Raw genomic sequence first — 26,609 nt, forward strand, 5'->3', positions numbered from 1 at the left:
ACTGAGCCCGTAGAGGACTTTCACCTCCTAGATCAACGCCATGCTCGGCGCACAACAAAAAGCCCTGCGAGATTGCTCTTGCAGGGCTTTTTTCAAGTTTTCATTTCAATCAGTCATGTCAGCTGACAATTATGAGCGAACCCACTCGTATACCAAGCTTGGCTTAGCATGTACTGGCGCAGTGATGGTTAGATCTTCTGTACTAGAATCCTCTAACGTTGCGTCAGGCGTATTCGTTAGCTCAGCATCCTCAGATACCTCGTTGCCCTTAATCACTTGTACGCCTGAGTCAGTTTCGTCACCAACGACTTCAGCAGCGTCTGTTGAATCATCACCTACAGACATTGTGTTGTCTTGAGTTTCAAATTCAGGGCTCACTTCAGGCTCAATGTAAGATTCTTCAACCTTCGCAACTTGGCGAATACTTGCTACTTCTTGCTCAAACTCTTGTTGAGTCGACAATAAGTGAATTCGGAAAGTGACTTCGTTGTTCTGAATCTTCAGAATATCTAGGCTTGCCACCGAGTTTAGACGCTTAAGTGCGTTCTCTAACTGGAAGAAGTCTTGAGCATTATTCAGGCTAATAAACTGCGTTAAAATCGATTCTGATGACTCACTCGCTACCGTCACAGCACTTTTGCCTGCGTAGTAGTTACTGATTTGGTCAACTAACTTCTTAGAAGTCGTGTCGCTGTTACCCGATAGTGAACCACTTACAGGCGATGTTGGTGCACTCGTCAATTGACTTGGCTTTTGATCGTATAGAGCCCAACGTAGGCCTGAAGATTGAGCCTTTATCACCAACACAGCATCAACAGGATAACGCTGACTCGCTTTACTGATTGGCGTAACAAAGCTACCCCACAAATCAGAAGTCGCAATACCCGTAATATCGTCAAAGTCACCCACAGGCAGCGTTAGAGGCAAGCCACGCTCTTTTGCGTTCGCTTGTAAGCTAGCTGCTAACTGTGAGTTAGAGTGTTCCCATACGATGTTCTTGTCGTAGTTGTCCTCTTCCACAAGCCAAACAAGGATGTTTGAACGCGTGTCAGGCCAGTAAGGTAACTGTGCTTGAGTCAACAGAGAACGGATTTGAGCACCGTTAAAACGCATACGCAATGTTGATTGGTCATTGCTTTCGCCAAAACTCATTTGAGACATGTACTGCGAACTCTTGCGCATCGCCTTTTGAATCGTCTCATTCGAAGCGACATCAGTTTGGCCAGTCGCACGTATCAATACCTGCTCCATACCTGTATTTCTTGCCACTTGTTCTGGCTGTTTGTCTTCAGCGTTAATCGCAACTTCAGCACTAAAAATATCTACTTGAGTTAAGGCATAACTCGGAGAGGCTAATAGTCCCATCAACAACAATGCTATGTAGCGCATACTGATCCTAATATTCAAATTTTGTGCCTAGATGATAAGCAACTATGGATTGAGGGGCAAGGTCGATAGCGCCCACTGTGTTTAATAACCACAAAATATCACCTGGCCATGATAAATCGCTCACTTATAAACTGAATTTCTAGGGCTTAGATGGATATAAAACATCACTAAGATAAATAAATTTGATCTATTTGGTGTAGCAATCGATTGCCAAGTGATAGAATCCCGCGAATTTTATTTTTCGCTTTTCATATAACGACCATTTTTAAGGACATAACATGAAAAATGCTCTGCAAGGTGCGCAAATGCTGTTTGTAGCATTTGGTGCGCTTGTATTAGTGCCGCTACTGACTGGACTCGATCCCAACGTTGCACTGTTTGGCGCAGGTATCGGTACCCTTTTATTCCAACTTATTACACGCCGTTCAGTGCCAATCTTCTTAGCATCTTCTTTTGCTTTCATCGCGCCTATCATGTTTGGTATTCAAACTTGGGGTGTTGGTGCAACCATGGGCGGCTTGATGGCGGCGGGTGTTGTGTATGTACTAATGGGCGCGTTAATTAAAGTTCGTGGCGTTGGCTTCATCCATAAACTGCTTCCACCAGTCGTTGTTGGCCCTGTGATCATGGTTATCGGTTTAGGTCTTGCACCTGTTGCAGTTAACATGGCGCTAGGTAAGACAGGCGATGGTGCGGTTCAGCTTGTTGATGCAGACGCTGCCCTGTGGATCTCTTCAATTTCACTGTTAGTGACGATTGTCATCAGTGTGTTTTCAAAAGGCTTCCTTAAGCTACTGCCAATCTTCGGTGGTATTGTTGCGGGTTACATCACCAGCTTGGTATACGGCGCGGTAGACTTCACTCCAGTAGCGCAAGCATCTTGGTTAGCACTGCCAAACTTCACAACGCCAGAGTTCAACATCAACGCTATCTTTTTTATGGTATTTGTCGCGATTGCCCCTGCCGTTGAACACGTAGGTGATATGCTTGCGATATCTAACGTGACCGGTAAAGACTACCTTAAAAAACCAGGTTTACACCGCACTATTACTGGCGACGGTGTGGCAACAATTGCCGCTTCAATGCTGGGCGCGCCGCCAAACACTACGTACAGTGAAGTAACAGGTGCAGTAATGCTGACGAAAGCATTCAACCCAGTGATCATGACTTGGGCTGCTGTTACTGCTATCGTTCTTGCATTGGTTGGTAAGCTAGGCGCACTACTTCAAACGATTCCGGTTCCTGTAATGGGTGGCATCATGATTCTACTGTTTGGCTCTATCGCAACAGTGGGCCTTAACACACTCATCAAGAACAACGTTGACCTGCATAAATCACGTAACCTTGTGATTGTGGGCATTACTTTAGTCTTTGGTATTGGCGGCATGGCCTTTGGTATCGGTGACTTTAGCCTACAGGGCGTAAGCTTGTGCGGTATCGTTGCGATTCTACTTAACCTAGTACTTCCAGAAGAGCTAGGTGACAACACTGTGGTAGATAAAGCTCAAATCGATTAATGAGTCGGTAAGGCTAGATTCCAAAGAATCACAACCTAACAAGATCAAAAAAGGGAGAGCATCGAATGCTCTCCCTTTTTATTAATACGGTTAATTCAGCGAGTTAAGGAACTGTTTAGAGTCACTTAAGCTGAAACCGAATTACTTAGTACCGAAGATCTTATCGCCAGCATCGCCAAGACCAGGAACAATGTAGCCCTTGTCGTTTAGCTTTTCATCGATTGCAGCAGTGTAAAGTTCAACATCTGGGTGCGCTTTTTCTAGAGCCGCAATACCTTCAGGAGCCGCTACAAGAACAAGAATCTTGAAGTGCTTACAACCTTTCTCTTTCATTAAGTCGATAGTCGCGATCATAGAACCACCCGTTGCAAGCATTGGGTCTACCACTAGAGCGATACGCTCATCGATGTTAGATGCAAGCTTGTTGAAATATGGAACTGGCTCAAGCGTTTCTTCGTCACGGTAGATACCAACAACGCTGATACGTGCGCTTGGGATGTGCTCAAGAACACCGTCCATCATGCCTAGACCAGCACGTAGGATTGGCACTACTGTTACTTTTTTACCTTTAATTTGGTCAACTTCAACTGGACCGTTCCAACCGTTAATCGTCACACGCTCAGTTTCAAAGTCTGATGTCGCTTCGTATGTTAGAAGGCTACCCACTTCTGTCGCTAGCTCACGAAAACGCTTAGTGCTAATCTCACCTTCACGCATCAGGCCAATTTTATGTTTTACTAGCGGGTGTTTCACTTCAACAACTTTCATTTCCAACTCCGGCAATATTTAAACAAACCTGTAGATTATACACGAACTCTAGGGTTATTTCAGAATCTTTATTCTAATAAAAAAAACTGCGCAAACGTTTGCTCTTCATATTCAAGCCCTGTTAGAATAGCGCCGTTTTCACATCCAACTTAAGTTCGAGGACTATCCCGTGAGTGGTAATACTTCTTCTCTAAGCTACAAAGACGCTGGTGTTGATATCGACGCAGGTAATGCACTAGTAGACCGTATCAAAGGTGCTGTTAAACGCACTCGTCGCCCTGAAGTAATGGGCGGTATTGGTGGCTTTGGCGCCCTATGTGAACTTCCAACGAAATACAAAGAGCCGGTACTTGTTTCAGGTACTGATGGTGTTGGTACTAAACTTCGCCTTGCTTTGGATCTGAAAAAACACGACACCATTGGTATCGACCTAGTGGCAATGTGTGTGAACGACCTAATCGTTCAAGGTGGTGAGCCTTTATTCTTCCTAGACTACTACGCAACAGGTAAGCTAGATGTAGACACAGCAGCAGACGTTGTTTCTGGCATCGCTGAAGGTTGTGTTCAAGCTGGTTGTGCACTTATCGGTGGTGAAACCGCTGAAATGCCGGGCATGTACGAAGGCGACGACTACGATGTTGCTGGCTTCTGTGTTGGCGTTGTAGAAAAAGCTGACATCATCGACGGCACTAAAGTAGCAGCAGGCGACGCACTTATCGCTGTTGGCTCAAGTGGTCCACACTCAAACGGTTACTCTTTAATTCGTAAAGTCCTAGAAGTTTCTGGTGCTGATAAGAGTGAAGAACTAGAAGGTCGCACTATCGGTGAGCACCTACTAGAACCAACTAAGATTTACATCAAATCGGCACTTAAGATGATTGCAGAGCATGACATTCATGCTATCTCACACATCACAGGTGGTGGTTTCTGGGAAAACATCCCACGCGTACTTCCTGAAGGTACTAAAGCAGTCATTGATGGCAAGAGCTGGGAATGGCCTGCTATCTTCAACTGGCTACAAGAGAAAGGTAACGTGGAGACATTCGAAATGTACCGCACTTTCAACTGTGGTGTAGGCCTAGTTGTTGCTCTACCTAAAGATCAAGCAGACGCTGCTGTTGAACTACTGAAAGCTGAAGGCGAAAACGCTTGGGTTATCGGTGAGATCGCAAACGCTGAAGCTGGCGAAGAGCAAGTTGAAATTAAATAAGTGATACGCTCACTTACTTAGTTAATCAATGAGGACCTAATGGTCCTCATTTTGCTATTTAGCCCGCAGAAAACCTTAGTTTATGTAGGTACATTGTAAACAATTCAGTTAATCAATCGTATGACCCACTCTATGAAAAACAATCACTCAAATAAAACCAGTCACTCTCAGAAAAACATCGTTGTGTTAGTTTCAGGAAGCGGAAGTAACTTACAGGCTATTTTAGATGCCTGCGATAGCGATATGATTGATGCATCGGTTAAAGCTGTCTTCTCAAACAAAGCAGAGGCTTTTGGATTAGAACGAGCGAAAACCGCAGGTGTTGACGCTCATTCAGTGAATCCAAAAGACTTTGGTTCACGTGAAGAGTTCGATCATGAATTGATGATTCAGATTGATGCATACCAACCCGATTTAATCGTACTTGCGGGGTACATGCGTATCCTGAGTTCAGAGTTTGTTCGTCACTATGCAGGGAAAATGGTCAACATCCACCCTTCTCTGTTGCCGAAATACCCAGGCCTACACACCCACCAGCGTGCCATTGATGCGCAAGACAAAGAACACGGTACTAGCGTCCACTTTGTTACCGAGGAGCTCGATGGCGGCCCTGTGATCTTGCAAGCTAAGGTGCCGGTATTTGAAGATGATGATGCTGATATGTTGGCAAGCCGAGTGCTGACTCAAGAACACTGCATTTACCCTATGGTCTGCAAGTGGTTCGCGGAAGACCGTTTATCAATGGTCAATGGACAGGCTGTGTTAGACGGTAAAGCATTAGGTAAACACGGTTACGCAGAAGAGTAATTCGTCAAACGACTCTCAGACAACAAATTGCTGAAAAACAAAAAGGCCGCTTACTGACTGGTTAGTGCAGTAAGCGGCCTTCGTTTGTTCGGGTTCAAGCAATACGATCTACAGCATTAGCTTAATGGCTCTGTCGGTGCTTGGCTCGCTACCTTTTTCGGCGCATAAGCAACATCTTCTAACGCTTGATTGTTGTTGCCAATCAGCTCACCAAAATGAAACAGTGCGTATTCGCCCGGCTTCATTCTAAACCACTGTTCATTGTCCGTAAGAGGTTGAGTTGCTACCACCGTCACCACATCATTTGGTGTAGTTTCTTCTTGGAAGTTAATCTCAACATCTTCATCAATCAGGCTCGCTTTACCAAAAGGTGCGCGCCTTGTTATCCAGTACAAATGGTTGGTACAGAAGGTCATCACATACTCACCATCACTGAGTAACATGTTGAAAACGCCTTTCTCACGCAGCTTGTCACAACACTCAGCCACAAAGCGAAACATACCTTCCATATCTTGAGGTGGCTCAGGAAAACGCTCTTCGAGTTGTTTGAGTAACCAACAGAAAGAGAGCTCACTGTCTGTCTCGCCGACCGGTCTGAAACGACCACTGATCAGATCGTCGTAATCCGTTAATTGACCATTGTGAGCGAAGGTCCAGTATCGCCCCCAAAGCTCACGAGTAAAAGGGTGTGTATTTTCTAGATTAACACCACCACGGTTCGCTTGACGGATATGACTGACAACGGCTTGGCTTTTAATTGGGTAGTTTTGAACCAACTCAGCGATCTTAGATTCACAGCTAGGGTTAGGATCTTTAAATGTACGAAAACCCTTTCCTTCATAGAAGGTAATACCCCAGCCATCGCGGTGCGGGCCAGTATTGCCTCCACGCTGCATAAGACCAGTAAAGCTAAAACAAATATCAGTTGGCACATTCGCGCTCATACCGAGCAATTCACACATGGTTTAATCTACTCCCTATTAAAACCAATGGAGCCTAAGCTGGGCTCCAAATGTCTGTAAAACTATTATTCCATCTCTTTTTCAACAAGCTGAATCACAATATGAATGATCTTAATGTGAATCTCTTGGATGCGATCTGCGTAACCAAAGTGTGGCACTCGGATTTCGATATCAGCACAACCCGCCATTTTGCCGCCATCTTTACCCGTCAATGCAATCGTCTTCATGCCTTTAGCTTGAGCAGCTTCAATCGCTTTTAGAATATTGGCAGAGTTACCTGAAGTCGACAGACCGAACAACACATCACCTTTACGACCTACCGCTTCTACATAACGAGAAAATACGTGGTCGTAGCCAAAATCATTACTCACGCAAGACAAGTGGCTTGGATCTGAAATCGCAATACCAGCGTAACCTGGACGGTTTTCACGGTATCGGCCTGTTAGCTCTTCCGCGAAGTGCATTGCATCACAGTGTGAGCCACCGTTACCACAAGAAAGCACCTTGCCTTCTTGCTTGAATGAGTCAGCAATCAGTTTTGCCGCCGCTTCAATTTGAGCGATGTTATGGTCGTCACTCAAAAACTTGTTAAGAACGTCAGCAGCTTCGTTTAATTCACTTTTGATTAGGTCTTGGTACATAAGGCTTATCTCTTATTTTTTTTAACGCAACTTAAAGTGCGTGAAATGAGAACTGAGGGTTCCCCCTCTTTATATCACTGAGTTTACCCACAAACATGAAATAGTGTCGACACTTAAGCCCAAAGATTGCCACCTTTATTAACCAGTCACTGTCGATCCGCCCAAATATTCACCACCAACCTCTCACAATTAGAATTTTAACTCTATTCAGATCGCTTTTTATCCAATTTAGAGTTTTACAAATATTTAATATTTTGTTTACACTTAACTGGTTAGACCTCTTACCTAAAACTTAATAACAATAAGTGATCTCTGAAAAGGAAATCGATCATGAACATATTGCTCTCCCTACTCGGTATGACCGTCATCTTAGGCGTCTGTCTTTACCATAGAGTTAGTCTTGTGCGTGCATTAGTTGTACTAACCTGCGCGATGATAGCACTCACACTGTTTGGCGGCGTCGCGATTACTGGCTGGCTTTGTTACCTATTAGCCGTTGCGATCTTTGCTGTACCGACCATTCGTCAGACACTGATCAGCCAAAAAGCACTCTCTTTATTTAAGAAAGTTCTACCGGCGATGTCTCAGACAGAAAAAGAAGCACTAGAAGCCGGCACAGTATGGTGGGAAGCAGAGCTGTTCAAAGGCAAACCTGAATGGAAGAAACTTCAGAACATTGCTGACCCGAAACTCTCTGAAGCTGAGCAAGCGTTTTTAGATGGTCCAGTAAATATCGTGTGTGAAATGGTCAATGATTACCAAGTCACTCATGAGCTTGCTGATTTGCCACCAGAAGTATGGCAATACCTGAAAGACCATAAATTCTTCGCCATGATCATCAAGAAAAAATACGGCGGCTTAGAGTTCTCAGCTTACGCTCAATCTTTGGTTCTACAGAAGCTAACAGGCGTTTCTAGTGTATTGTCATCGACGGTTGGCGTACCTAACTCATTAGGCCCTGGTGAGCTTTTACAACACTACGGTACAGAAGAACAAAGAAACCACTACCTGCCTCGCCTAGCGGAAGGTAAAGAGATCCCTTGTTTCGCACTAACTAGCCCAGAAGCTGGCTCAGACGCTGGCTCTATTCCAGATTACGGTGTGGTTTGTAAAGGCGACTGGCAAGGCGAAGAAGTACTCGGCATGCGCCTAACTTGGAACAAGCGTTACATCACTCTCGCGCCTGTCGCGACGGTATTAGGCTTAGCTTTTAAACTTCGTGACCCGGATGGCCTGCTTGGTGATCAAAAAGATCTTGGTATCACTTGTGCGCTTATCCCAACGGATTTAAAAGGCGTAGAAATTGGCAACCGCCACTTCCCACTAAACGTACCTTTCCAAAATGGCCCGACGCAAGGCGACGATATCTTCGTGCCTATCGATTTCATCATTGGCGGTCAGAAAATGGCCGGTCAAGGCTGGCGTATGCTGGTTGAGTGCCTGTCGGTTGGTCGTGGTATCACACTGCCTTCAAATTCAACTGGTGGCATCAAGTCTGCCGCGCTTGCAACTGGCGCTTACGCTCGTATCCGCCGTCAGTTCAAACAGCCTATTGGCCGCATGGAAGGGGTTGAAGAGCCACTTGCACGCCTTGCAGGTAACGCTTATGTAATGGACGCTGCAAGTAACCTAACCGTTGCGGGCATCGACCTTGGTGAAAAGCCTTCGGTTATCTCTGCAATCGTTAAGTACCACTGTACTCACCGTGGCCAGCGCAGCATCATTGATGCGATGGATATCGTCGGTGGTAAAGGCATTTGTTTAGGCCCATCGAACTTCCTAGCTCGTGGCTACCAAGGCTCGCCTATCGCGATTACGGTTGAAGGCGCAAACATCCTGACTCGTTCAATGATCATCTATGGTCAAGGTGCGATTCGCTGTCACCCTTACGTACTGAACGAAATGGAAGCGGCTTATTCTGAAAGCAGCGATGCGCTTGATAAGTTTGATTCAGCGTTAGCAGGGCACGTTAGCTTTACGATGAGCAACCTAGTCCGCAGCTTGTGGTTTGGTTTAACCGATGGTCGTGGTTCTGATGCGCCAACACCTTCAAATAAAACAGATAAACAGACACAGCGTTACTACCAACAGCTAAACCGCTACAGTGCAAACCTAGCGCTACTGTCTGATATCTCAATGGCAGTTCTAGGTGGATCACTGAAGCGTAGAGAACGTTTATCAGCAAGATTGGGTGACATCCTGAGTCAACTTTACCTCGGCTCAGCAACGTTGAAGCGCTTTGAAAGTGAAGGCAGCCACGCTGAAGATCTACCGTTAGTACATTGGGGGATGCAAGATAGCTTACGTCAGACTGAAGTGGCGATTGATGAATTCTTAGCGAACTTCCCTAACCCTGTGATTGGTCGTCTGCTTCGTGTTGTGCTAATGCCATTTGGTCGTATCCGTCGTGCTCCAAACGACAAGCTCGATAGCAAAGTTGCGCACATTCTACAAACACCAAGCGAAACACGCTCTCGTATAGGTCGCGGCCAATACCTAGAAGCGACGGAATACAACCCAGTAGGTAAGATTGAAAAAGCGCTAGAAGTGATTCTTCAAGCTGAACCTCTGTTCGACAAAGTCTGCAAAGAGACACATCAAAAACGTGCCTTCTTACGACTTGATCTTGTTGCTCAGTTGGGACTTGAGAAAGGTATCTTAACGCAAGACGAAGCAAATCTTCTGATTAGCGCTGAGGAACATAGACTGTACACGATTAACGTGGATGACTTCTCACCAGAGGAGCTTGCAGCAAAATCTCAGTACCCAGACCAATCGATTGATAACGTCGCTTAAGGCCAGAAAAAGAAACAAAAACGGGACTACTATGAGTCCCGTTTTTTTGTTCATGATTTCGTTGCCACAAATTCCAATGCTTTATCTAGCAGCTTATTCTCTCTAGACAATCTAATCATCTAAGCGAGTTACTTGGGCGCCTTGAGCTGCATCTCAGGTAACGCTTTTTTCTTCGCCTTGACCTTACGAACCACAAACCAAATCAATAAGCCCAATAGAATCGCGACCACATTACCCACCGCAATAATGATCATACTGCGCTGTCTGTCATCTTCACGTTTTTGAAGGATCATCAACTCTGTTGCGATACGCTTCTGTTCAGCAAGAGCTTCTTCTTGAAGACGTCGTGACTCTGCTAAGTCGATATCTTCAACAACGCTGTACGACTGCTCGGTAATTGGAAAAATCAGCGGGCGCTGACTTGAAGCATCAGTGGCATAAACCATCCCTGACCAATTATAAATTCCTAAATCGCCATTATAAGGCACCTCTAAAGCGACTTTCATTGCGTCGACTTCAGCTTGCCCCTGCTTGTACATCACATATTCATCAGGAGCCTTGTGCTCAACATGAACCGCTAACGAGCTCGGTGCGATCATCCCCTGTTCACCAGACACCACAATAGTATGAGGTAAACCCTCTTTTCGTGATTGAATGAAGGTGCTAGTGATCGGTGTTGGGTAAACCAAGACTTCTTGCTCTTGCGCTCGCAGGAACACGCCATTACCAGAGGTAATACGCGCTCGGTATTTACCGGGCTCGATATCAATTGGCAAAGAGACAGTGAACACACCATCTCCGGCCTTTTCATCAAGATCAGCGCCATCATCGGCAAACTCGCCCATCACAACCGGCACCGGGCGCGCTTCTCTCACCAAAGACTCTTCGTTTTCAACAAACTTAGTAAAGGTAACCTTAAGCTTCACGCGATCGAGAAAATCGCGCAGCACCAGCGGCTTGCCATCAGAAGTCAGTCGAGCGGTAAATTTGATGCGCTCTGTTTGATACAACTTATCTGGGAACTCATTAGCATCCAAAACAAGATGAGACAGCAGCTTGATATTGTTCTTAGGGGAAACTTTACCTATCGCTTGCCAAGGGCCGGGCATCGGATTGTCGATAGAGATAATGTCCATGGACGATTCTTCGTACCAACGGACATTATCAGCATTGCGCCAAGAGTAGTATTTCTTGCCATCAGGGCGAACCAAAACGACAGGTTTAGAGTTATCGGCTCGATAAATCACAAAGGTGACTTGTTCAATACTGGAATCAACTCGAAAACGGTTGTCCAATAAACTCATAACGGATTCTGTTGCTGCATGTAAGCCAAAACTTAACAGCAATAAGCAACCGGTAGCCAATACCCTTAACATACTTTCTCCCTACTGACGCCAGAGGCAGCTTCCGCTTTTCTCGACGAGATCTAAACGACTTTGATGCGCTTCTACTTCATCGGCCGTAGCTCGTAAAACCTTTAGGGATTTTCGACCACTTTCTACTCTTCGTATGCTTTCGGCTTCGCCTTCCTGTTGACCAGCGTTAAATTGCAGCGAAGTTTGGCCACCCGTCATCAATAAGTAGACGTCGGCTAGGATCTCCGCATCGAGCAATGCGCCGTGGAGAGTACGGTGCGAGTTATCGATACCATAACGGTCACATAAGATATCTAGGTTGTTTCTTTTACCCGGGAATATCTTCTTCGCCATTGCCAAGGTATCGGTAACTTTACAGTAGTCATCCGTTTTACCTATCGCAGGATTAAGCTTCTCAAACTCATAGTCCATAAAGCCCGTATCGAAGGGCGCGTTATGAGCCACCAGCTCCGCACCTTTGATAAAGTCGAGAAACTCTTTATGTATGTCTTGGTACTCAGGCTTATCAATCAAGAATTCATCGGTAATACCGTGAACGCCAATCGCCTCTTCTTGAATCGCACGATCGGGCTTGATGTAGACATGGAAATGACGCCCGGTCAATCTACGGTTGATGATCTCTACTGCACCAATTTCAACGATGCGGTGACCCATATAGTGAGGGCCACCTTCTGTATTCATACCGGTGGTTTCGGTATCGAGTACAACAATGCGCTTATTTTCGTTCGAACTGTTTTTTTCGTTCGTGCTTTGTTCTGGAGTGCTACTGGTATTCATAAGGATAACTGTGTCAGACTATGCCGATAATGTGCTTGAGGTAATAGTATCAAATCATGACGAAACAAGTTGAAATTTTCACTGATGGTTCTTGTTTAGGCAACCCTGGTCCCGGCGGCTATGGCATCGTACTTCGCTACAAAAAAGTCGAGAAGACGCTAGCAGAAGGTTTCACGCTAACAACCAATAACCGTATGGAAATGCTCGCCGCTGTCGTGGCTCTGCAAACCCTCAAAGAACCTTGCTCTGTGATTCTGACCACAGATAGCCAATACGTGCGTCAAGGCATCACACAGTGGATTCATAACTGGAAAAAGCGTGACTGGAAAACAGCCGACAAGAAACCGGTTAAAAATGCCGATCTGTGGCAAAGGCTCGATAAAGAAACCGCTCGCCATAACGTTGATTGGCGCTGGGTAAAAGGACACGCGGGACACAGAGAAAACGAAATGTGTGATGATTTAGCGCGAAATGCAGCGGAGAATCCGACTCTAGAAGATACGGGCTATCAACCAAGCTAATCGTCTTTTTAATTAGACGCACATTTCAGAAAGCGATTTATAATTTCTTAAACTAATTGACAATTTCTCAATCGAATTGATAGATGAAAAGCCGACAACTAATCGGCTTTTTCTGTTTTTAGCGGATATGACGCTTTGGCTGAATCCATTGTACGGCGCGTATTGGTTCTAAAACTTGCCCCAACAGGCGAGAAACGTCGCTTGAGGTGCCAATGTGGTTTGATGGGTTTTAGCGGGTAAGTACGCTTACGAGCAACAATAAAGTATTGGCTTCCGGCGAAGGATGCACAACCACCTAAGCTGTTCTCCAACCACGTCCACATCGCTTGATACTTACTCATAGGAAACAGCGCGTAGGTGTCACAATGAATTACTTCATAGTTAAGTACACCTAACCAGTCTTTAATTCGACTTGGCGTGTACATACGCCCACTCCAGGGTAAGCTGTTCTTTCGCCAAGGCATCAAACTGGCAAGCCCAGTGACACTGATTGGGTTGAAGCCGGTGATAATGATATAGCCATCGTCCATCATCACTCGATCGACTTCTCTCAATAAGCGATGCGGGTCATTGCTATAATCTAGCTGATGACTCAGTACTACAACATCAAAGCTTTTCTCCAAAAAGGGTAAATTATAGCCATCCGCTATCACATTATGTAATGGGTTCTGGATATCTAGGTTTACTTGATGTTGAATGTTGCATGTGCAGCTAGAAATCTCACTACTGAGGCCACCGAGCTTGAGCATATGGTAACCAAATAGCTTTGGGCACCACTCATCGAGTCGAGTTTGAATAGATTCTCTCAACCAGTCCCCATTGTGCAATTGCGCCCAAGTGTAAGGACGTTCAAACTTCTTTCTGCTACGTGCTGGCTTCATCAATAATCTGTCTCACTTATTCTGTCGCACTAATAGTGACTGGAGAACCAATAATGTTACATATCAAAAGCATACCTGCATTTAACGACAATTACATCTGGCTGATTCAAAATAGCGATCGCCGTTGTGCTGTCGTCGACCCTGGTGATGCGGCTCCAGTATTAGAGTACTTGGCACACCATGAGCTAACTTTAGATGCAATCTTGATTACACACCACCACCACGATCACATTGGTGGTGTTCCAGAACTCGTTAGACAATTTCCCGGCGTGGATGTTGTCGGTCCAAGGAATGAACCTATCCCTACCTTAACTCATCCGGTCGATGATGGTGATCAATTAGAACTGTTTGGCGAAGTATTCCTCGTCCTAGGGCTCAGTGGCCATACTGCGGGTCATATTGGTTATGTGGGCGATGCCAAACTGTTTTGTGGTGATGTGTTGTTCTCTGCGGGCTGTGGCCGAATCATGGAAGGCACACCACAACAGATGTTCGATGCACTGAATAAGATCACGGCTCTGCCTCAAGAAACCGAAGTTTATTGTGCACATGAGTACACTGCAGCCAATATCGCTTTCGCATTAGCCGTAGAGCCTGATAACCAACATTTGCAGCAATATCGCGACCAAGTGAACCGACTTCGCGCTCAAAATAAGTCGACCATCCCCACAAATTTGAGACAAGAGAAGTTTGTGAACCCCTTCCTGCGCTATACCGAGCCAAGTGTAGTGAAATCAGTGTCTAATCGCACCGAGCAGACCGATCCTTTATCGGTATTCACCGCTTTACGTGCGTGGAAGAACGAATTTTAACAAATACAGACTTGTCACTCATAGGGGGTGGCAAGTATTATCATCGGCCGTTAATTAAAAAGGCTGTAACATGCGAGTTAAGTACAGCTGGGCTTTGGTATTACTACTTTCTGGTTGCCAATTAACTCAGTCAGAGAATCCAGACCAAGCTTCCGAGCAAACCAACACATCTCCTACTAAAGAAGTTTCTCAAGCGAACGTTTCATCAGAAGCAACAGCCAAAGAAGATCAAAAAGTTGAAGCACCTGTCGTTACTCCACAAACACAAGAAGATGTTTGGAAACGCATTGCGATGCAACTTGAAATGGAAGTGCCAGACCAAAAGAAGGTCGACTACTACCGAACTTGGTATCTCAAGCACCCGAGTCATCTAAAAACAGTATCAAAGCGTGCTGAACCTTTCTTGTATCTGATCACGACTAAGATTGAAGAAAAAGGCTTACCACTAGAATTGGCACTACTACCCGTTGTAGAAAGCTCTTTCGATGCGTTTGCCTACTCTCATGGCAGTGCTGCTGGTCTATGGCAATTCATTTCAGGCACTGGCAAAGACTACGGGCTTGAACAGAACTTTTGGTATGACGGCCGCCGCGATGTTGCCGCCTCTACCGACGCCGCATTGGACTTCCTCTCAGATCTTAACCGACGTTTCGATGGCGACTGGAATCATGCGATTGCTGCCTATAACAGTGGTGGTGGTCGAGTAAACAGCGCAATCCGCAAGAACAAGAAGCTTGGCAAGCCAATCGACTTTTTCTCTTTGGACTTACCAAAAGAGACCAGCAGCTATGTACCTAAACTGCTTGCTCTAGCAGATGTCATTGCCAACCAAGAAAAGTATGGCATCGATATTCCGGCGATCCCGAATAAGCCAGTGCTGACTCTGGTTAACCCTGAAGAACAGCTTGATTTAGCCATTGCTGCGAACTACGCAGGCATTCCTGTCAAAGAACTTCAAGGTTACAACCCGGCTTACAACCAATGGGCAACGGCACCAGAGAAACACCAACAACTATTACTTCCTTTAGATTCAGTTGAGAAATTCAACAAAGAAGTCGCTGCCAATAAAGGCAAAGGCATGAAGTTGGTGCGTTACAAGGTTCAATCTGGTGACAGCATTAGCGTACTGGCAAGCAAATATAACACCACCAGCAAAGTGATCCGCTCTGCAAACGGTTTGAGCAACAACAATATTCGTATTGGCCAGCACTTACTTATCCCAACATCCACCAAAGACGACAAGACATACGCCCTAAGCGCCTCAAACCGCCTAGCAAGCACACAGTCGAAGAGTCGTGGTCAATATAAGCTCAGCCATACTGTAAGAAGTGGTGACAGCCTATGGACGATTGCACGCGCAAATAAGGTCTCTCATCAATCACTGGCTAAGTGGAATGGCATGGGACCACGCGACACGCTTAGAGTTGGTCAAGAACTGGTCATTTGGAAGAACGGCTCAGACGGCGCCATCATCCGTACGATCTTTTATAACGTAAGATCAGGTGACACAGTCAGCGGTATTGCATCAAAGTTCAAAGTAAAAAGTACAGATGTTGTAAAATGGAACACTTTGCAGAACAAAAAATACCTACAGCCAGGACAAAAACTGAAGCTGTATGTTGATGTAACTAAGGTAAGTGTATGAACCCGTCAAGTAACCCACTCGTCATGCTGTTGGATATATTCCGTTCGCCAACAGCTTGTTTCTTAGCGCTTTATCAACGAAGTGCTTGGGGATGGCAACCCTACGTCGTATTAATGCTCAGCCCATTTTTGTTTTGGGGTGCTTATTTTTCGAATGTAGATTTTGCATGGTTAAGTGCAGAGCTCTCGCAGCAACTGGCTCAAACGAACCCTGACCAATTGGCGTTACTTGACAGCAATACCTTACTCGCAAGTGAAATCATCAGCGACGTATTTGGCCGAACATTAACCATCGTTCTATTGGCATTCTGGTTTAACCTAGCAACCAAGCCAAGCCAACATCAGCACAGCTTTTGGCGATGGTTTGCAGCGGCATCGGTTGTTATATTCCCAGCTGTTTTAGGTGATGTAGCAAGCTACGCAAGCCTGATACTCAAGCATGGACATGTGATGAACTACGCTGCCGACTTGAACAGCTTAAATGGCTTGATCAAGTTACCGCTAACTAATGATTGGTCACAGTTTGCTAGCTCATTACCACTGCTTCTGCCATGGTACATCGTGCTAGGTTATGCTGCGGTATTAACGTGGACTGAGTTTGAACGCGGGCAAGCGCTTGTGATTTCAGGCTTACCATGGGTTGGCTACTACCTAATCTGGGCGCTCTACATTTTAATCTTTTAAGTAGAAGAGATAAGGCTAGCGAAGACTCTCTAGCCTATTGTTCCGTTAGATTTCCCAAGGTAACCACCGTGCGAATGGTTAAGTTCCAATGACTAATAGCTAATCACTATTTAGCCTTAAAGGTCACTCGCATAGGGTTATGATCAGAAGCGTCCGTAATGGGCGCTTTTGCTTTTTCTACCTCTAGCCCTCGATAGAACACATGGTCGAGCACCAGTCCTGTAATGAACTGAGTTCTGTTATCTGGCTCAAAGGCAACTTCCGTCAAACCAACCTTCTCCAACGCATCTTTCAATACAGCAACGCGAGCTTCACTCCAGCTATTAAAGTCCCCAGCAAAAATAACCGGCCCACGATACTTTTTCAGATTGTCAGTTAAGCTCTTGAGCTGAGCCTCGTAATCTTCCGTACCAAAGGTAAAGTTCACAGCGTGGATATTAATCACAGCCAGCTCTTCGCCATTGTTTAGTTGGTAACGCGACCAAAGCGCCGATTTAGGCAGTTGAAGCCAAGGTTCTTCATGAGTATAAGCACACGCTTCAATCGGTAAATGGGTTGCTAGGTTGAGTACCCCAGCACTTTGCTCAAAGGCCTCAAACGCATTAACACGTGTGCTTCCCCACTGTCCGCTCATTACCCATTGGCGAAGTCCTTCTGTCATACTAGCTTCTTGCAGCAAGACTAAATCGCTACCTGCCGACAGCTTATTTAACTCACTCTGCCAATTATTTCGGTTTTGCTTGTAGATATTCCACACCGTAATGTCTAAGCCATCAGACACATCAATCGCTTTCGGTGCAGAGTTTTGGTAGCAACTGTAGATGTCGTTACTGGTACTTTGAGAGGAAATGATCAGGTTGGGTTTATTCGGGATCACGAAGATAAAATGAAAACTAACGACAGCAAGCGTTATCAATAACGTGATAACAATGATGGTTTTCTTAAACATACAGCACCCTACCAGAGATGAAAAAGGAGCGATAAACGCTCCTTTTAGGGTAATAGTTTTTTTATACGGCGTCTTCGTCTTCTTCGCCAGTACGAATACGTACCACACGTTCAACTTCAGTAATGAAGATCTTACCGTCACCAATTTTACCTGTTTGAGCCGTCTCAATGATGGTATCAACACATTGGTCAGCCACTTCGTCGGTCACAACGATTTCTAGTTTCACTTTAGGTAAAAAGTCGACCATGTACTCTGCACCGCGGTATAGCTCAGTATGACCTTTTTGACGTCCAAAGCCTTTAACTTCAGATACTGTCATACCCGTAATACCCACTTCTGCAAGTGCTTCACGTACATCATCAAGTTTGAATGGCTTGATAATGGCTTCAATCTTTTTCATGTTCATCCCTTAAACTGTGCGAATGGCTCATTATCGGTTAGCTATAGTAAACATTCAATGAAAAAAGCCAGAGCTTTAAAGCTCTGGCTCGAAATTTATCATCTTGTTTAATCAGCGCTTTGAGAAGGTTTTACTTAAGGCTTGCGTAGTAAGCGGCTAGATTCGCGATGTCTTCATCACTCAGCATTGAAGCTTGAGCCTGCATTACAGCGGCCAAACCGCCGGTGCGCTGGCCATTCTTATAGGCCTTAATTGATGAAGCGATGTATTGCTCGTTTTGACCTTTAAGGTTTGGATAGCCAGGGATCACTGCGATACCGTCTGCACCATGACATGCCGCACAGATTGCTGCTTTAGCTTGACCCGCAGCAACATCAGCCGCCAGAGCGTTACCACTCAATAGTCCAAATCCAAGAACTAATCCTAGTGTAATTTTCTTCATTGCATATTCCATTAATTATTTTTATTAAAGTGACGGTGAATTGTGACATAAACTTTTTCTACTTGCTCCAAAGCGCTTCACAATCTTGACCTTCGTAGTTTTTATCTACGAATAAGCCTAAAACAGCGATCACTCGATCGCCATCCATTAATATCGGCGTTCTGCGTCTTAACCAACTGGGTACTTGGTACTCTTGAAACAACTTCTTAAGCTTCCTGCTATGACCGCGCCCAACAGGGTGTGCTGACAATCCCTCAGGGTTAAATATCACTCGCAGTGTTCCTCTCGTTGTGTTGAGACTAAAATGTTGCGCATCACAGTGGTTAGATACACCATCACTCGCCGCTGAAGTTAAGTGTAGTTCCCCTAAACCGTCAGGCAAAACTAAGCTCTCTTCCATCGAGATATCACTTTGCCAGTTCGACAAGTCTTTGGTCTCTTTTACGACATGGAGCTGATGATTAAAACGTCTAACCTCAACCTCATTCAACACCAGCTTAGGGTTGGCGTCTGCCTGAGCACATGCCACCTCATCCCATATAAGTTTGAGCTGCTTTTGGCTCGGCATCGGTTGATTACAGCGGCTCAACCACATTCTTAATAAGCGTGCACGCAGTAAATCAGAGTACTGAGATAATACCTCAATACTTAAGCTGTGCTTCTCAGTCAAAGCTTGTTGTAAGTGAGATTCTAACAACTCATCCAACAGTAACTCTTGCTCTGCACATAGCTGAGCACTACGACTGACCGATTCTCGAAAACTAGGCCAACGCTCGGTCAGTGTCGGAGTGACTTGATGACGAATAAAATTACGGTCAAAGCGAACGTCTTGATTACTCTCATCTTCTACCCAAGTTAAAGCCATATCGCGCGCCGCCACTTCAATATCCGTTCTCGTCACCGACAGCAGTGGGCGAACGATATGAGCACCTGAAAATGGCATCACTTTCGCCATTGAAGAGAGCCCTTTCGGACCACTGCCACGCTTAAGAGCTAACAAGAAGGTCTCGACTTGGTCATCGATGTGCTGTCCTGTCACTAACACATCACCTTGTCTAATATGCTTTTTAAGGGCTTGGTATCGCGCGTCTCGAGCCAGCTTTTCAACGCTTTCTCCACGGCTAATATCTAGCGAGACTCGTTCAATGAACAAGGATACCGACAAAGCATCACACCATGTTTTGCACTGCTCTGCCCAATAATCAGCATTGTTGCTTAAGCCGTGGTGAACATGTACCGCACAGCAATCGATGTGATGGGACTTAGCGAATTGGGCAGCCAACTCCAACAACACTCGTGAATCGACACCACCACTGAAAGCGACGATCAACCGACAAGGCTTAAGCGCGCTTTGATCAAGTACAGATGTGAAGGTATCAATTAAGTGTGTCATGAGGCTAATAAACCAAGAGATCGTGTGTTAAGGGATAATGTTTTAATAATAAAAAAGGGTTGGCACTGAGTCCAACCCTTTCATCATTTGTTCGTATAGCTAGCCTTATCGCTAAGGCAAGTTATCAGCAGTAGCCGTAGCTCATTAGACGCTGGTAACGACGCTCAAGCAGCGTTTCGTTATCAAACTGCTCTAGCTCTTCTAGCTGTTTAACTAACATGTCTTTCATGTTTTGAGCGGTTTGTGCAGGGTCGCGGTGCGCGCCACCTAGAGGCTCAGGAATGATTTCGTCGATAAGCTCAAGCTCTTTAAGACGAGGAGCAATCAGGCCCATCGCTTCAGCTGCTTGTGGTGCTTTATCTGAATCGCGCCATAAGATTGAAGCACAACCTTCTGGAGAGATTACTGAGTACGTAGAGTACTGAAGCATGTTCACGTAGTCACCAACACCAATCGCTAGTGCACCACCAGAACCGCCTTCACCCACAACGTTACAGATAACAGGAACTGAAAGGCCAGCCATCACTTTTAGGTTTTTAGCGATAGCTTCAGATTGACCACGCTCTTCAGCACCAACACCTGGGTATGCGCCCGCTGTGTCGATGAAAGTAATAATAGGCATGTTGAAACGCTCAGCAGTTTCCATTAGACGTAGCGCCTTACGGTAACCTTCTGGCTTTGGCATACCAAAGTTACGGATCACTTTCTCTTTAGTCTCACGACCTTTCTGGTGACCAATAACCATAACAGGACGGCCATTTAGACGAGCCATACCACCCACAATAGCTTTGTCGTCAGCGTAAGCGCGATCGCCCGCCATCTCTTCAAACTCTGTGAATGCATGCTCCAGGTAATCTTTGGTGTAAGGACGTTGAGGGTGACGAGCAAGTTGAGCTACCTGCCATGCACCTAAGTCACTAAAGATTTTCTGTTTAAGCTCTAAGCTTTTTTTCTCTAGTTGTTCGATTTCTTTGTCTAGATCTACCGCTGTGTCACCACCGTGACGCGAAACGTCACGTAGCGCTTCGATTTTTGCTTCAAGTTCAGCGATAGGCTTTTCAAATTCTAGAAAGTTCAGGCTCATCTATGAATCCTTGTTGATTCAGCTCCGCATTCGCGAAGCTAAATTTTAGTTAAATTCGAGTTCTACTTGGCTATTTCCAAGCAGCTGTTTTAATTCGTCTAGTAATGTATCACTTGGCGTCACGCGCCATTCTGTGCCCAATGTTAACCGCGCTCTAGCGTCGGCACGCTGGTAGTATACATTGACTGGGACCGTTCCGGCTCTATAAGGTTCTAAGATTTGACTAAAGCGTTCAAAAAATTGACCGTTAATTTGGGATTGGTCGATAGATATCGACACCCCACGAGCATATTTCTCACGGGCGCTTCCTAAGTCCATGACCTCGCGCGCGGACATTTTAAGCCCGCCATTGAAATCATCAAAGCTGACCTGTCCGGAAACGACCACAATTTTGTCTTTTTCGAGCAATTCTGCGTAGCGATCGAGCGCATCCGAGAACAACATCACTTCCATTCGCCCCGAACGGTCATCAAGTGTCATCAAACCAATTCGCGTGCCGCGCTTCGTCGTCATCACTCTCGCAGCAATCACCAAGCCTGCAATTGTTAGTGATTGGTCACGACGCGTTGGCGTGGCATCTTTCAAACGACAGCTGGTGTATTTCGCTAACTCTTTGATGTAAGCGTTAACCGGGTGACCCGTTAAATACAAACCAAGCGTTTCACGTTCACCTTCAAGCCAAACCTTCTCAGGCCATTTAGGCACTTGGGTATACTTGTGTTCAACCTCTTCCGGAGCGTCGGTCAACACGCCAAACATATCAGATTGACCAAAAGACTCGGCATGGTGATGTTGACTCGCTGCCTTCACCGCATCTTTCAAAGATGCCATCATCGCCGCTCGGTGAGGACCTAATCTATCTAAGGCTCCGGATAGAATCAACTTTTCGATAACACGTTTATTAACCTTCTTCAGATCAAGACGTGCACAGAAGTCGAATAAGTCTTTAAAGTAACCACCTTTATTTCGCGCTTCAATGATCGCTTCAATAGGGCCTTCACCGACCCCTTTGATCGCACCGATGCCATAAACAATCGCGCCATCTTCATCCACGTTAAAGCGGTACAGACCCGAGTTGATATCTGGTGGTAAAAGCTTGAGCTTCATACGGAAACATTCATCAACAAGGCCAATAACCTTCTCGGTGTTATCCATATCTGCCGTCATTACCGCAGCCATAAATTCCGCTGGGTAGTGCGTTTTCAGCCATAGCGTTTGATAAGAAACCAGTGCATATGCTGCGGAGTGAGATTTGTTAAAGCCGTAGCCCGCAAATTTCTCTACCAAGTCAAAGATCTTCATGGCCAGCTCGCCATCAACACCATTGGCTTCAGCACCCTCTTTAAAGGTACCACGCTGCTTTGCCATCTCTTCTGGCTTTTTCTTACCCATCGCACGACGCAACATATCCGCTCCACCAAGCGTATAGCCAGCAAGGATCTGTGCGATTTGCATTACCTGCTCTTGATACAGGATGATGCCGTACGTAGGTTCTAGCGTCTCTTTCAGCGATTCGTGTTGCCACGTTTCATCAGGGTAAGAAACCGCTTCACGGCCGTGTTTACGGTCGATAAAGTTATCTACCATGCCTGATTGCAGAGGACCCGGACGGAACAGGGCTACCAATGCGATAATATCTTCAAAACAGTCGGGCTGTAGACGTTTGATAAGGTCTTTCATACCACGCGATTCCAGCTGGAATACCGCGGTGGTTTCAGAATTTTGTAATAGGTTAAATGACGCTTGGTCATCAAGAGGAATCGACTCGATACGAACCGGTTCTTTCCCCTCTTTCTTCAAACGTGGATTCACTAGGCCTAACGCCCAGTCGATGATGGTCAGGGTACGCAGCCCCAAGAAGTCGAACTTAACCAAGCCAGCCGTTTCAACGTCATTCTTATCGAACTGCGTTACTGGGAAGTTACCTTCTGCGTCGGCATAGATTGGCGCAAAATCGGTGATCGTGGTGGGTGAGATAACAACACCACCTGCGTGCTTACCGGCATTTCGCGTACAACCTTCAAGGATGCGACACTTATCAATCAGCTCACGAACTTCTTCATCGCCATCGTAAAGCTCTGGCAATGCAGGTTCAGCAAGGAATGCTTTCTCTAGCGTCATACCCGGGTCTGGCGGTACAAGCTTTGAAATTCGATCGACGAAACCAAACGGGTGGCCCAATACACGGCCTACATCGCGGATTACCGCTTTTGCCGCCATGGTACCAAAGGTGATGATCTGAGAAACGGCATCACGACCGTACATTTCAGCCACGTGATCAATAACTTGGTCACGCTTATCCATACAGAAGTCGATATCGAAATCGGGCATGGATACACGTTCTGGGTTCAAGAAACGTTCGAAAAGTAGATCGTATTCAAGTGGATCGAGATCGGTGATATCCAAGGCGTAAGCGACTAGAGAGCCGGCACCAGAACCACGGCCAGGACCTACTGGCACATCGTTGTCTTTTGACCACTGGATGAACTCCATTACGATCAAGAAGTAACCTGGGAAACCCATGTTGTTAACAACTTCGAGCTCAATCTTGAGTCGCTCATCGTATTCCGGTCTGCGCTCAGCACGCACTTTTTCATCTGGGAATAGGAACGCTAGACGTCGCTCAAGGCCTTCTTCAGATTTCTTGATCAAGAAGTCTTCAATCGCCAAACCTTCCGTTGGGAAGTTAGGCAGGAAGTACTCGCCCAGACGAACCGTTACATTACAACGCTTAGCAATCTCAACACTGTTCTCAAGTGCTTCAGGAATGTCTGAGAACAGCTCACACATCTCTTCTTCACTACGTAGATATTGCTGCGCGCTGTAGTTCTTAGGGCGACGAGGATCGACCATAGTGAAACCATCATGGATCGCCACGCGGATTTCGTGAGCATCAAACAGGTCTTCAGTTAGAAAAACCACTTCGTTGGTTGCGACAACAGGCAGGTCTTCCTGTTCAGCAAGCTCTAACGCAAAGTGTAAGTATGACTCTTCATCTGGTCGTCCGGTACGAATCAGTTCCAAGTAAAAACGATCGGCGAAGTACGTTTTGTAAAACTCGACGCTGCTTGCAACCAAGTCACGGTTACCTTTCAGCAACGCCTTACCAATCTCACCTTCTTTGGCGCCCGATAGAATGATCAGGCCTTCTGCATTCTCAATTAGCCACTCTTTATCAATAACAGGCTGATGTTGAACATGACCACGAAGGTAAGCTTTTGAGATGAGTAACGTTAGGTTGTTATAACCTTTATTGTTCGTTGCGATAACGGTGAGCTTGGTCAACTCGTCACCGAATTCTGGAGACTGCATCAAGAAGTCAGCACCAATAATAGGTTTAACCCCACACCCATGGGCAGTACCGTAAAACTTCACTAAACCACACAGGTTGGTAAAGTCGGTCAATGCTAGAGCAGGCATACCCATTTCAGCGACTTTTTTAACTAATGGTGGCACCTTGGATAGGCCATCCACCATCGAAAAGTCACTGTGTACGCGTAGGTGAACAAATTTTGGATCTGACATTATTTTTCCTGAGTTCTAGGTTTAGGCCTAGGATTACAACTGTGTGTATTCTATTTTTTTCTAATACAAGTTAGCAACTTTATTAGATGCCAAGCTCTAGTTAACGTAAAGCTCTAATCTATACCAAGAATACGTTTTACTGGCTTAAAGCTCTTGCGGTAATGCTCGGTTACACCATGTTTTTCAATCGCTTCGAAATGCGCTTTGGTCGGGTAACCTTTATGCTTAGCAAAACCAAACTCTGGATGAAGTTTATCAAGATCTTCCATCTCTTGGTCACGAACCACTTTAGCGATAATAGACGCCGCACTGATTTCAGCCACTCGCAAGTCACCCTTCACAATAGCAAGACCATCCATCGGCAGTTCAGGAACGCGGTTTCCATCTATCAACGCCATATCAGGTTGAACGCTCAAACCTGCGATAGCTCGCTGCATAGCTACCATCGTCGCTTGCAGAATATTCAACTCATCAATTTCTTGTGGAGAGCAACGACCGACAGACCACGCTAAAGCTTTCTCTTTGATTTCTGGAAGCAGCGCAAGACGCTTTTTCTCAGATAATTTCTTTGAGTCGTTCAAGCCTTCAATTGGGTTGTTTGGATCGAGGATAACCGCAGCAGTCACCACGTCGCCAACCAAAGGGCCACGTCCTACTTCATCCACGCCAGCAAACAGCTGGTAGCCTTGCGGGTATTCAAATGGAGGAAGCTCTTTTTTCTCTTTTACTGCCATAACTAATCTCTTAATATTCTGTAAGTAAGCGCTTTATGCTTCAACAAAAGGTCGGTCAATCAATTTCAATACTGCGTTAGCGGCTTGTTTGTCTGCGTCTTTACGGATCCAGTGATGCATCTCGGTAAAGCGTTCGATCAAGGCACTGTTATCGGCTGATAGCATTTTATCGACAGACGGGAACAAAAAGTCTGGGTGGCACTCTTCAAGAATATGCTCTTTCACGATCTCTTCACCAGCCAAAATATTCGGCAGTGACACAAACTCAGTGATCGCCAACTTCTTAACAATGTAACCCGTCAGCTTATTTACTTTGTAACCAACCACCATAGGGCGTTTAAGCAACATACATTCAAGAGCCACGGTACCTGAAGCCAAGAGCACAGAATCAGCGGCGGTAATCACGTTGGTTGCCGTATCTTCGACTAACGTGAATTCAAGCTCAGGTGCGGTCGATTGCCAGATTTCAGTAAACTGCTTTTTACGCTGCTCGTTAACGAGCGCAACAACAAAATTGATATCCGGATACTTCTGCTTGATACGTTGGCAAGTTTCGATAAATGGCTGAGCAATCAAACCCATCTCACCACCACGACTACCCGGTAATACGGCTAACCACTGCTTGTCTTGATCAAGACCTAACAGCTCTCGAGCATCTTGTTTACTAGGCTCTAAAGGAATCGCGTCTGCCAACGTGTGACCAACAAACTCACAGGCAACGTTATATTTATCGTAGAACGCTTTTTCGAACGGCAAGAAAGCCAAGACTAAGTCGGTTGCTTTGTCGATTTTAAAGATACGCTTTGGACGCCAAGCCCACACTGAAGGGCTCACGTAATGCACCGTTTTGATACCAGCGTTCTTAAGGTCTAACTCAAGCCTTAGGTTGAAATCGGGCGCGTCGATACCGACAAAGACATCGGGTGGATTTTGAGTGAAATACTTAACCAGCTCTGCTTTTACTTTTAACAAGCGAGGTAAACGGCCAAGCACTTCAACTAAGCCCATAACGGCCAGCTCTTCCATCTCGAAAAGAGACTCACAACCTAGGGCTTTCATTTTCGGCCCGCCAATGCCAACGAACTCTGCATTCGGGTATTGTGATTTGATCGCTTTGATAAAGCCTTCACCAAGCGTATCGCCAGACAGTTCGCCGACAACAATGCCTACGCGCAATGGTTCATTCGAAACGAAGTCCGAGCTATTGGTTGCTGCTTCTTGCTGTGCCATAGTTTTTCAATTCCCTTGTTGCCTAAAACAAAAAAGACCGCCTAACGAGTAGCGATCTTTTTGTTAT

Annotated in this window: 23 protein-coding genes; 8 read left to right on the plus strand and 15 right to left on the minus strand. The window is 45.7% G+C overall.

The window, feature by feature from the left end:
• Positions 1–129 precede the first annotated feature (129 nt).
• The gene (locus AB6D58_RS04070; protein ID WP_017060714.1) at positions 130–1,389 is read right to left on the minus strand and encodes a DUF2066 domain-containing protein; all 1,260 of its coding nucleotides are present in this window, start codon (positions 1,387–1,389) and stop codon (positions 130–132) included.
• A 278-nt stretch (positions 1,390–1,667) separates the two neighbouring features.
• Between AB6D58_RS04070 and AB6D58_RS04075 the strand changes: the two genes are divergently transcribed.
• Positions 1,668–2,906, plus strand: coding sequence for a uracil-xanthine permease family protein (locus AB6D58_RS04075; RefSeq protein ID WP_017060715.1), 1,239 nt, complete (start codon positions 1,668–1,670; stop codon positions 2,904–2,906).
• A gap of 141 nt (positions 2,907–3,047) precedes the next feature.
• Here AB6D58_RS04075 and upp read toward each other — a convergent pair whose 3' ends face one another.
• The gene (gene upp, locus AB6D58_RS04080; protein WP_017060716.1) at positions 3,048–3,674 is read right to left on the minus strand and encodes a uracil phosphoribosyltransferase; all 627 of its coding nucleotides are present in this window, start codon (positions 3,672–3,674) and stop codon (positions 3,048–3,050) included.
• A gap of 169 nt (positions 3,675–3,843) precedes the next feature.
• On the opposite strand from upp, the gene purM reads away from it, so the two are divergent.
• Together purM and purN are read left to right on the plus strand one after the other, a co-directional pair.
• Positions 3,844–4,884, plus strand: a complete 1,041-nt coding sequence (gene purM / locus AB6D58_RS04085; RefSeq protein ID WP_008222945.1) for a phosphoribosylformylglycinamidine cyclo-ligase — start codon at positions 3,844–3,846, stop codon at positions 4,882–4,884.
• Positions 4,885–5,016: 132 nt separating this feature from the next.
• Positions 5,017–5,691, plus strand: a complete 675-nt coding sequence (purN, locus tag AB6D58_RS04090; protein ID WP_372156515.1) for a phosphoribosylglycinamide formyltransferase — start codon at positions 5,017–5,019, stop codon at positions 5,689–5,691.
• 116 nt (positions 5,692–5,807) lie between these two features.
• Here the strand turns inward: purN and AB6D58_RS04095 are convergent, their stop codons facing one another.
• Together AB6D58_RS04095 and lpcA are read right to left on the minus strand one after the other, a co-directional pair.
• On the minus strand, positions 5,808–6,653 hold the full coding sequence (locus tag AB6D58_RS04095; RefSeq protein ID WP_372156517.1) for a class II glutamine amidotransferase: 846 nt from the start codon (positions 6,651–6,653) through the stop codon (positions 5,808–5,810).
• A 65-nt stretch (positions 6,654–6,718) separates the two neighbouring features.
• Complete coding sequence (lpcA, locus tag AB6D58_RS04100) at positions 6,719–7,294, minus strand: D-sedoheptulose 7-phosphate isomerase (protein ID WP_017063379.1); 576 nt, start codon at positions 7,292–7,294, stop codon at positions 6,719–6,721.
• Positions 7,295–7,624: 330 nt separating this feature from the next.
• Between lpcA and fadE the strand changes: the two genes are divergently transcribed.
• The gene (gene fadE / locus AB6D58_RS04105) at positions 7,625–10,090 is read left to right on the plus strand and encodes an acyl-CoA dehydrogenase FadE (protein WP_372156519.1); all 2,466 of its coding nucleotides are present in this window, start codon (positions 7,625–7,627) and stop codon (positions 10,088–10,090) included.
• A 128-nt stretch (positions 10,091–10,218) separates the two neighbouring features.
• On the opposite strand, the gene AB6D58_RS04110 is transcribed toward fadE, so the two are convergent.
• Positions 10,219–11,466, minus strand: coding sequence for a TIGR03503 family protein (locus tag AB6D58_RS04110; RefSeq protein ID WP_136978527.1), 1,248 nt, complete (start codon positions 11,464–11,466; stop codon positions 10,219–10,221).
• Between the two features lie 9 nt (positions 11,467–11,475).
• On the minus strand, positions 11,476–12,243 hold the full coding sequence (gene dnaQ, locus AB6D58_RS04115; RefSeq protein ID WP_017060722.1) for a DNA polymerase III subunit epsilon: 768 nt from the start codon (positions 12,241–12,243) through the stop codon (positions 11,476–11,478).
• Between the two features lie 56 nt (positions 12,244–12,299).
• On the opposite strand from dnaQ, the gene rnhA reads away from it, so the two are divergent.
• Complete coding sequence (rnhA, locus tag AB6D58_RS04120; RefSeq protein ID WP_017063376.1) at positions 12,300–12,764, plus strand: ribonuclease HI; 465 nt, start codon at positions 12,300–12,302, stop codon at positions 12,762–12,764.
• A 98-nt stretch (positions 12,765–12,862) separates the two neighbouring features.
• Here rnhA and AB6D58_RS04125 read toward each other — a convergent pair whose 3' ends face one another.
• Positions 12,863–13,645 carry a class I SAM-dependent methyltransferase gene (locus AB6D58_RS04125; RefSeq protein WP_017060724.1) on the minus strand — a complete coding sequence of 261 codons (783 nt, stop codon included), beginning with the start codon at positions 13,643–13,645 and terminating at the stop codon, positions 12,863–12,865.
• 53 nt (positions 13,646–13,698) lie between these two features.
• On the opposite strand from AB6D58_RS04125, the gene gloB reads away from it, so the two are divergent.
• The 3 genes from gloB (at position 13,699) to AB6D58_RS04140 (ending at position 16,785) form a co-directional block, all read left to right on the plus strand.
• Positions 13,699–14,457, plus strand: coding sequence for a hydroxyacylglutathione hydrolase (gloB, locus tag AB6D58_RS04130; protein WP_017060725.1), 759 nt, complete (start codon positions 13,699–13,701; stop codon positions 14,455–14,457).
• Positions 14,458–14,527: 70 nt separating this feature from the next.
• Positions 14,528–16,102 (plus strand): LysM peptidoglycan-binding domain-containing protein, encoded by a 1,575-nt coding sequence (locus AB6D58_RS04135; protein ID WP_017063374.1) that lies wholly within the window; start codon positions 14,528–14,530, stop codon positions 16,100–16,102.
• Positions 16,099–16,785 carry a YIP1 family protein gene (locus AB6D58_RS04140; RefSeq protein WP_017060727.1) on the plus strand — a complete coding sequence of 229 codons (687 nt, stop codon included), beginning with the start codon at positions 16,099–16,101 and terminating at the stop codon, positions 16,783–16,785. Before AB6D58_RS04135 ends, AB6D58_RS04140 begins: the two co-directional genes overlap by 4 nt.
• A gap of 106 nt (positions 16,786–16,891) precedes the next feature.
• Here the strand turns inward: AB6D58_RS04140 and AB6D58_RS04145 are convergent, their stop codons facing one another.
• The 8 genes from AB6D58_RS04145 to lpxB form a co-directional block, all read right to left on the minus strand.
• A complete protein-coding gene (locus tag AB6D58_RS04145; protein WP_372156520.1) occupies positions 16,892–17,734 on the minus strand; it encodes an endonuclease/exonuclease/phosphatase family protein in 843 nt (280 codons plus the stop codon).
• A 61-nt stretch (positions 17,735–17,795) separates the two neighbouring features.
• Positions 17,796–18,134: a nitrogen regulatory protein P-II gene (gene glnB, locus AB6D58_RS04150; RefSeq protein WP_017063373.1), complete on the minus strand. Its 339-nt coding sequence runs from the start codon at positions 18,132–18,134 to the stop codon at positions 17,796–17,798.
• Positions 18,135–18,264: 130 nt separating this feature from the next.
• The gene (locus AB6D58_RS04155; RefSeq protein ID WP_170791809.1) at positions 18,265–18,588 is read right to left on the minus strand and encodes a cytochrome c; all 324 of its coding nucleotides are present in this window, start codon (positions 18,586–18,588) and stop codon (positions 18,265–18,267) included.
• 46 nt (positions 18,589–18,634) lie between these two features.
• Positions 18,635–19,969, minus strand: a complete 1,335-nt coding sequence (gene tilS, locus AB6D58_RS04160; protein ID WP_017060730.1) for a tRNA lysidine(34) synthetase TilS — start codon at positions 19,967–19,969, stop codon at positions 18,635–18,637.
• A 124-nt stretch (positions 19,970–20,093) separates the two neighbouring features.
• Positions 20,094–21,053 (minus strand): acetyl-CoA carboxylase carboxyl transferase subunit alpha, encoded by a 960-nt coding sequence (gene accA / locus AB6D58_RS04165; protein WP_017060731.1) that lies wholly within the window; start codon positions 21,051–21,053, stop codon positions 20,094–20,096.
• Between the two features lie 45 nt (positions 21,054–21,098).
• Positions 21,099–24,578, minus strand: coding sequence for a DNA polymerase III subunit alpha (gene dnaE, locus AB6D58_RS04170; protein ID WP_050649624.1), 3,480 nt, complete (start codon positions 24,576–24,578; stop codon positions 21,099–21,101).
• 113 nt (positions 24,579–24,691) lie between these two features.
• Positions 24,692–25,312 carry a ribonuclease HII gene (gene rnhB / locus AB6D58_RS04175; RefSeq protein ID WP_017063371.1) on the minus strand — a complete coding sequence of 207 codons (621 nt, stop codon included), beginning with the start codon at positions 25,310–25,312 and terminating at the stop codon, positions 24,692–24,694.
• Between the two features lie 33 nt (positions 25,313–25,345).
• A complete protein-coding gene (lpxB, locus tag AB6D58_RS04180) occupies positions 25,346–26,542 on the minus strand; it encodes a lipid-A-disaccharide synthase (protein ID WP_050619939.1) in 1,197 nt (398 codons plus the stop codon).
• Between the last annotated feature and the right edge of the window lie 67 nt (positions 26,543–26,609).

The organism is Vibrio sp. 10N.239.312.D08 (assembly GCF_041466145.1).
Taxonomy (GTDB): domain Bacteria; phylum Pseudomonadota; class Gammaproteobacteria; order Enterobacterales; family Vibrionaceae; genus Vibrio; species Vibrio crassostreae_C.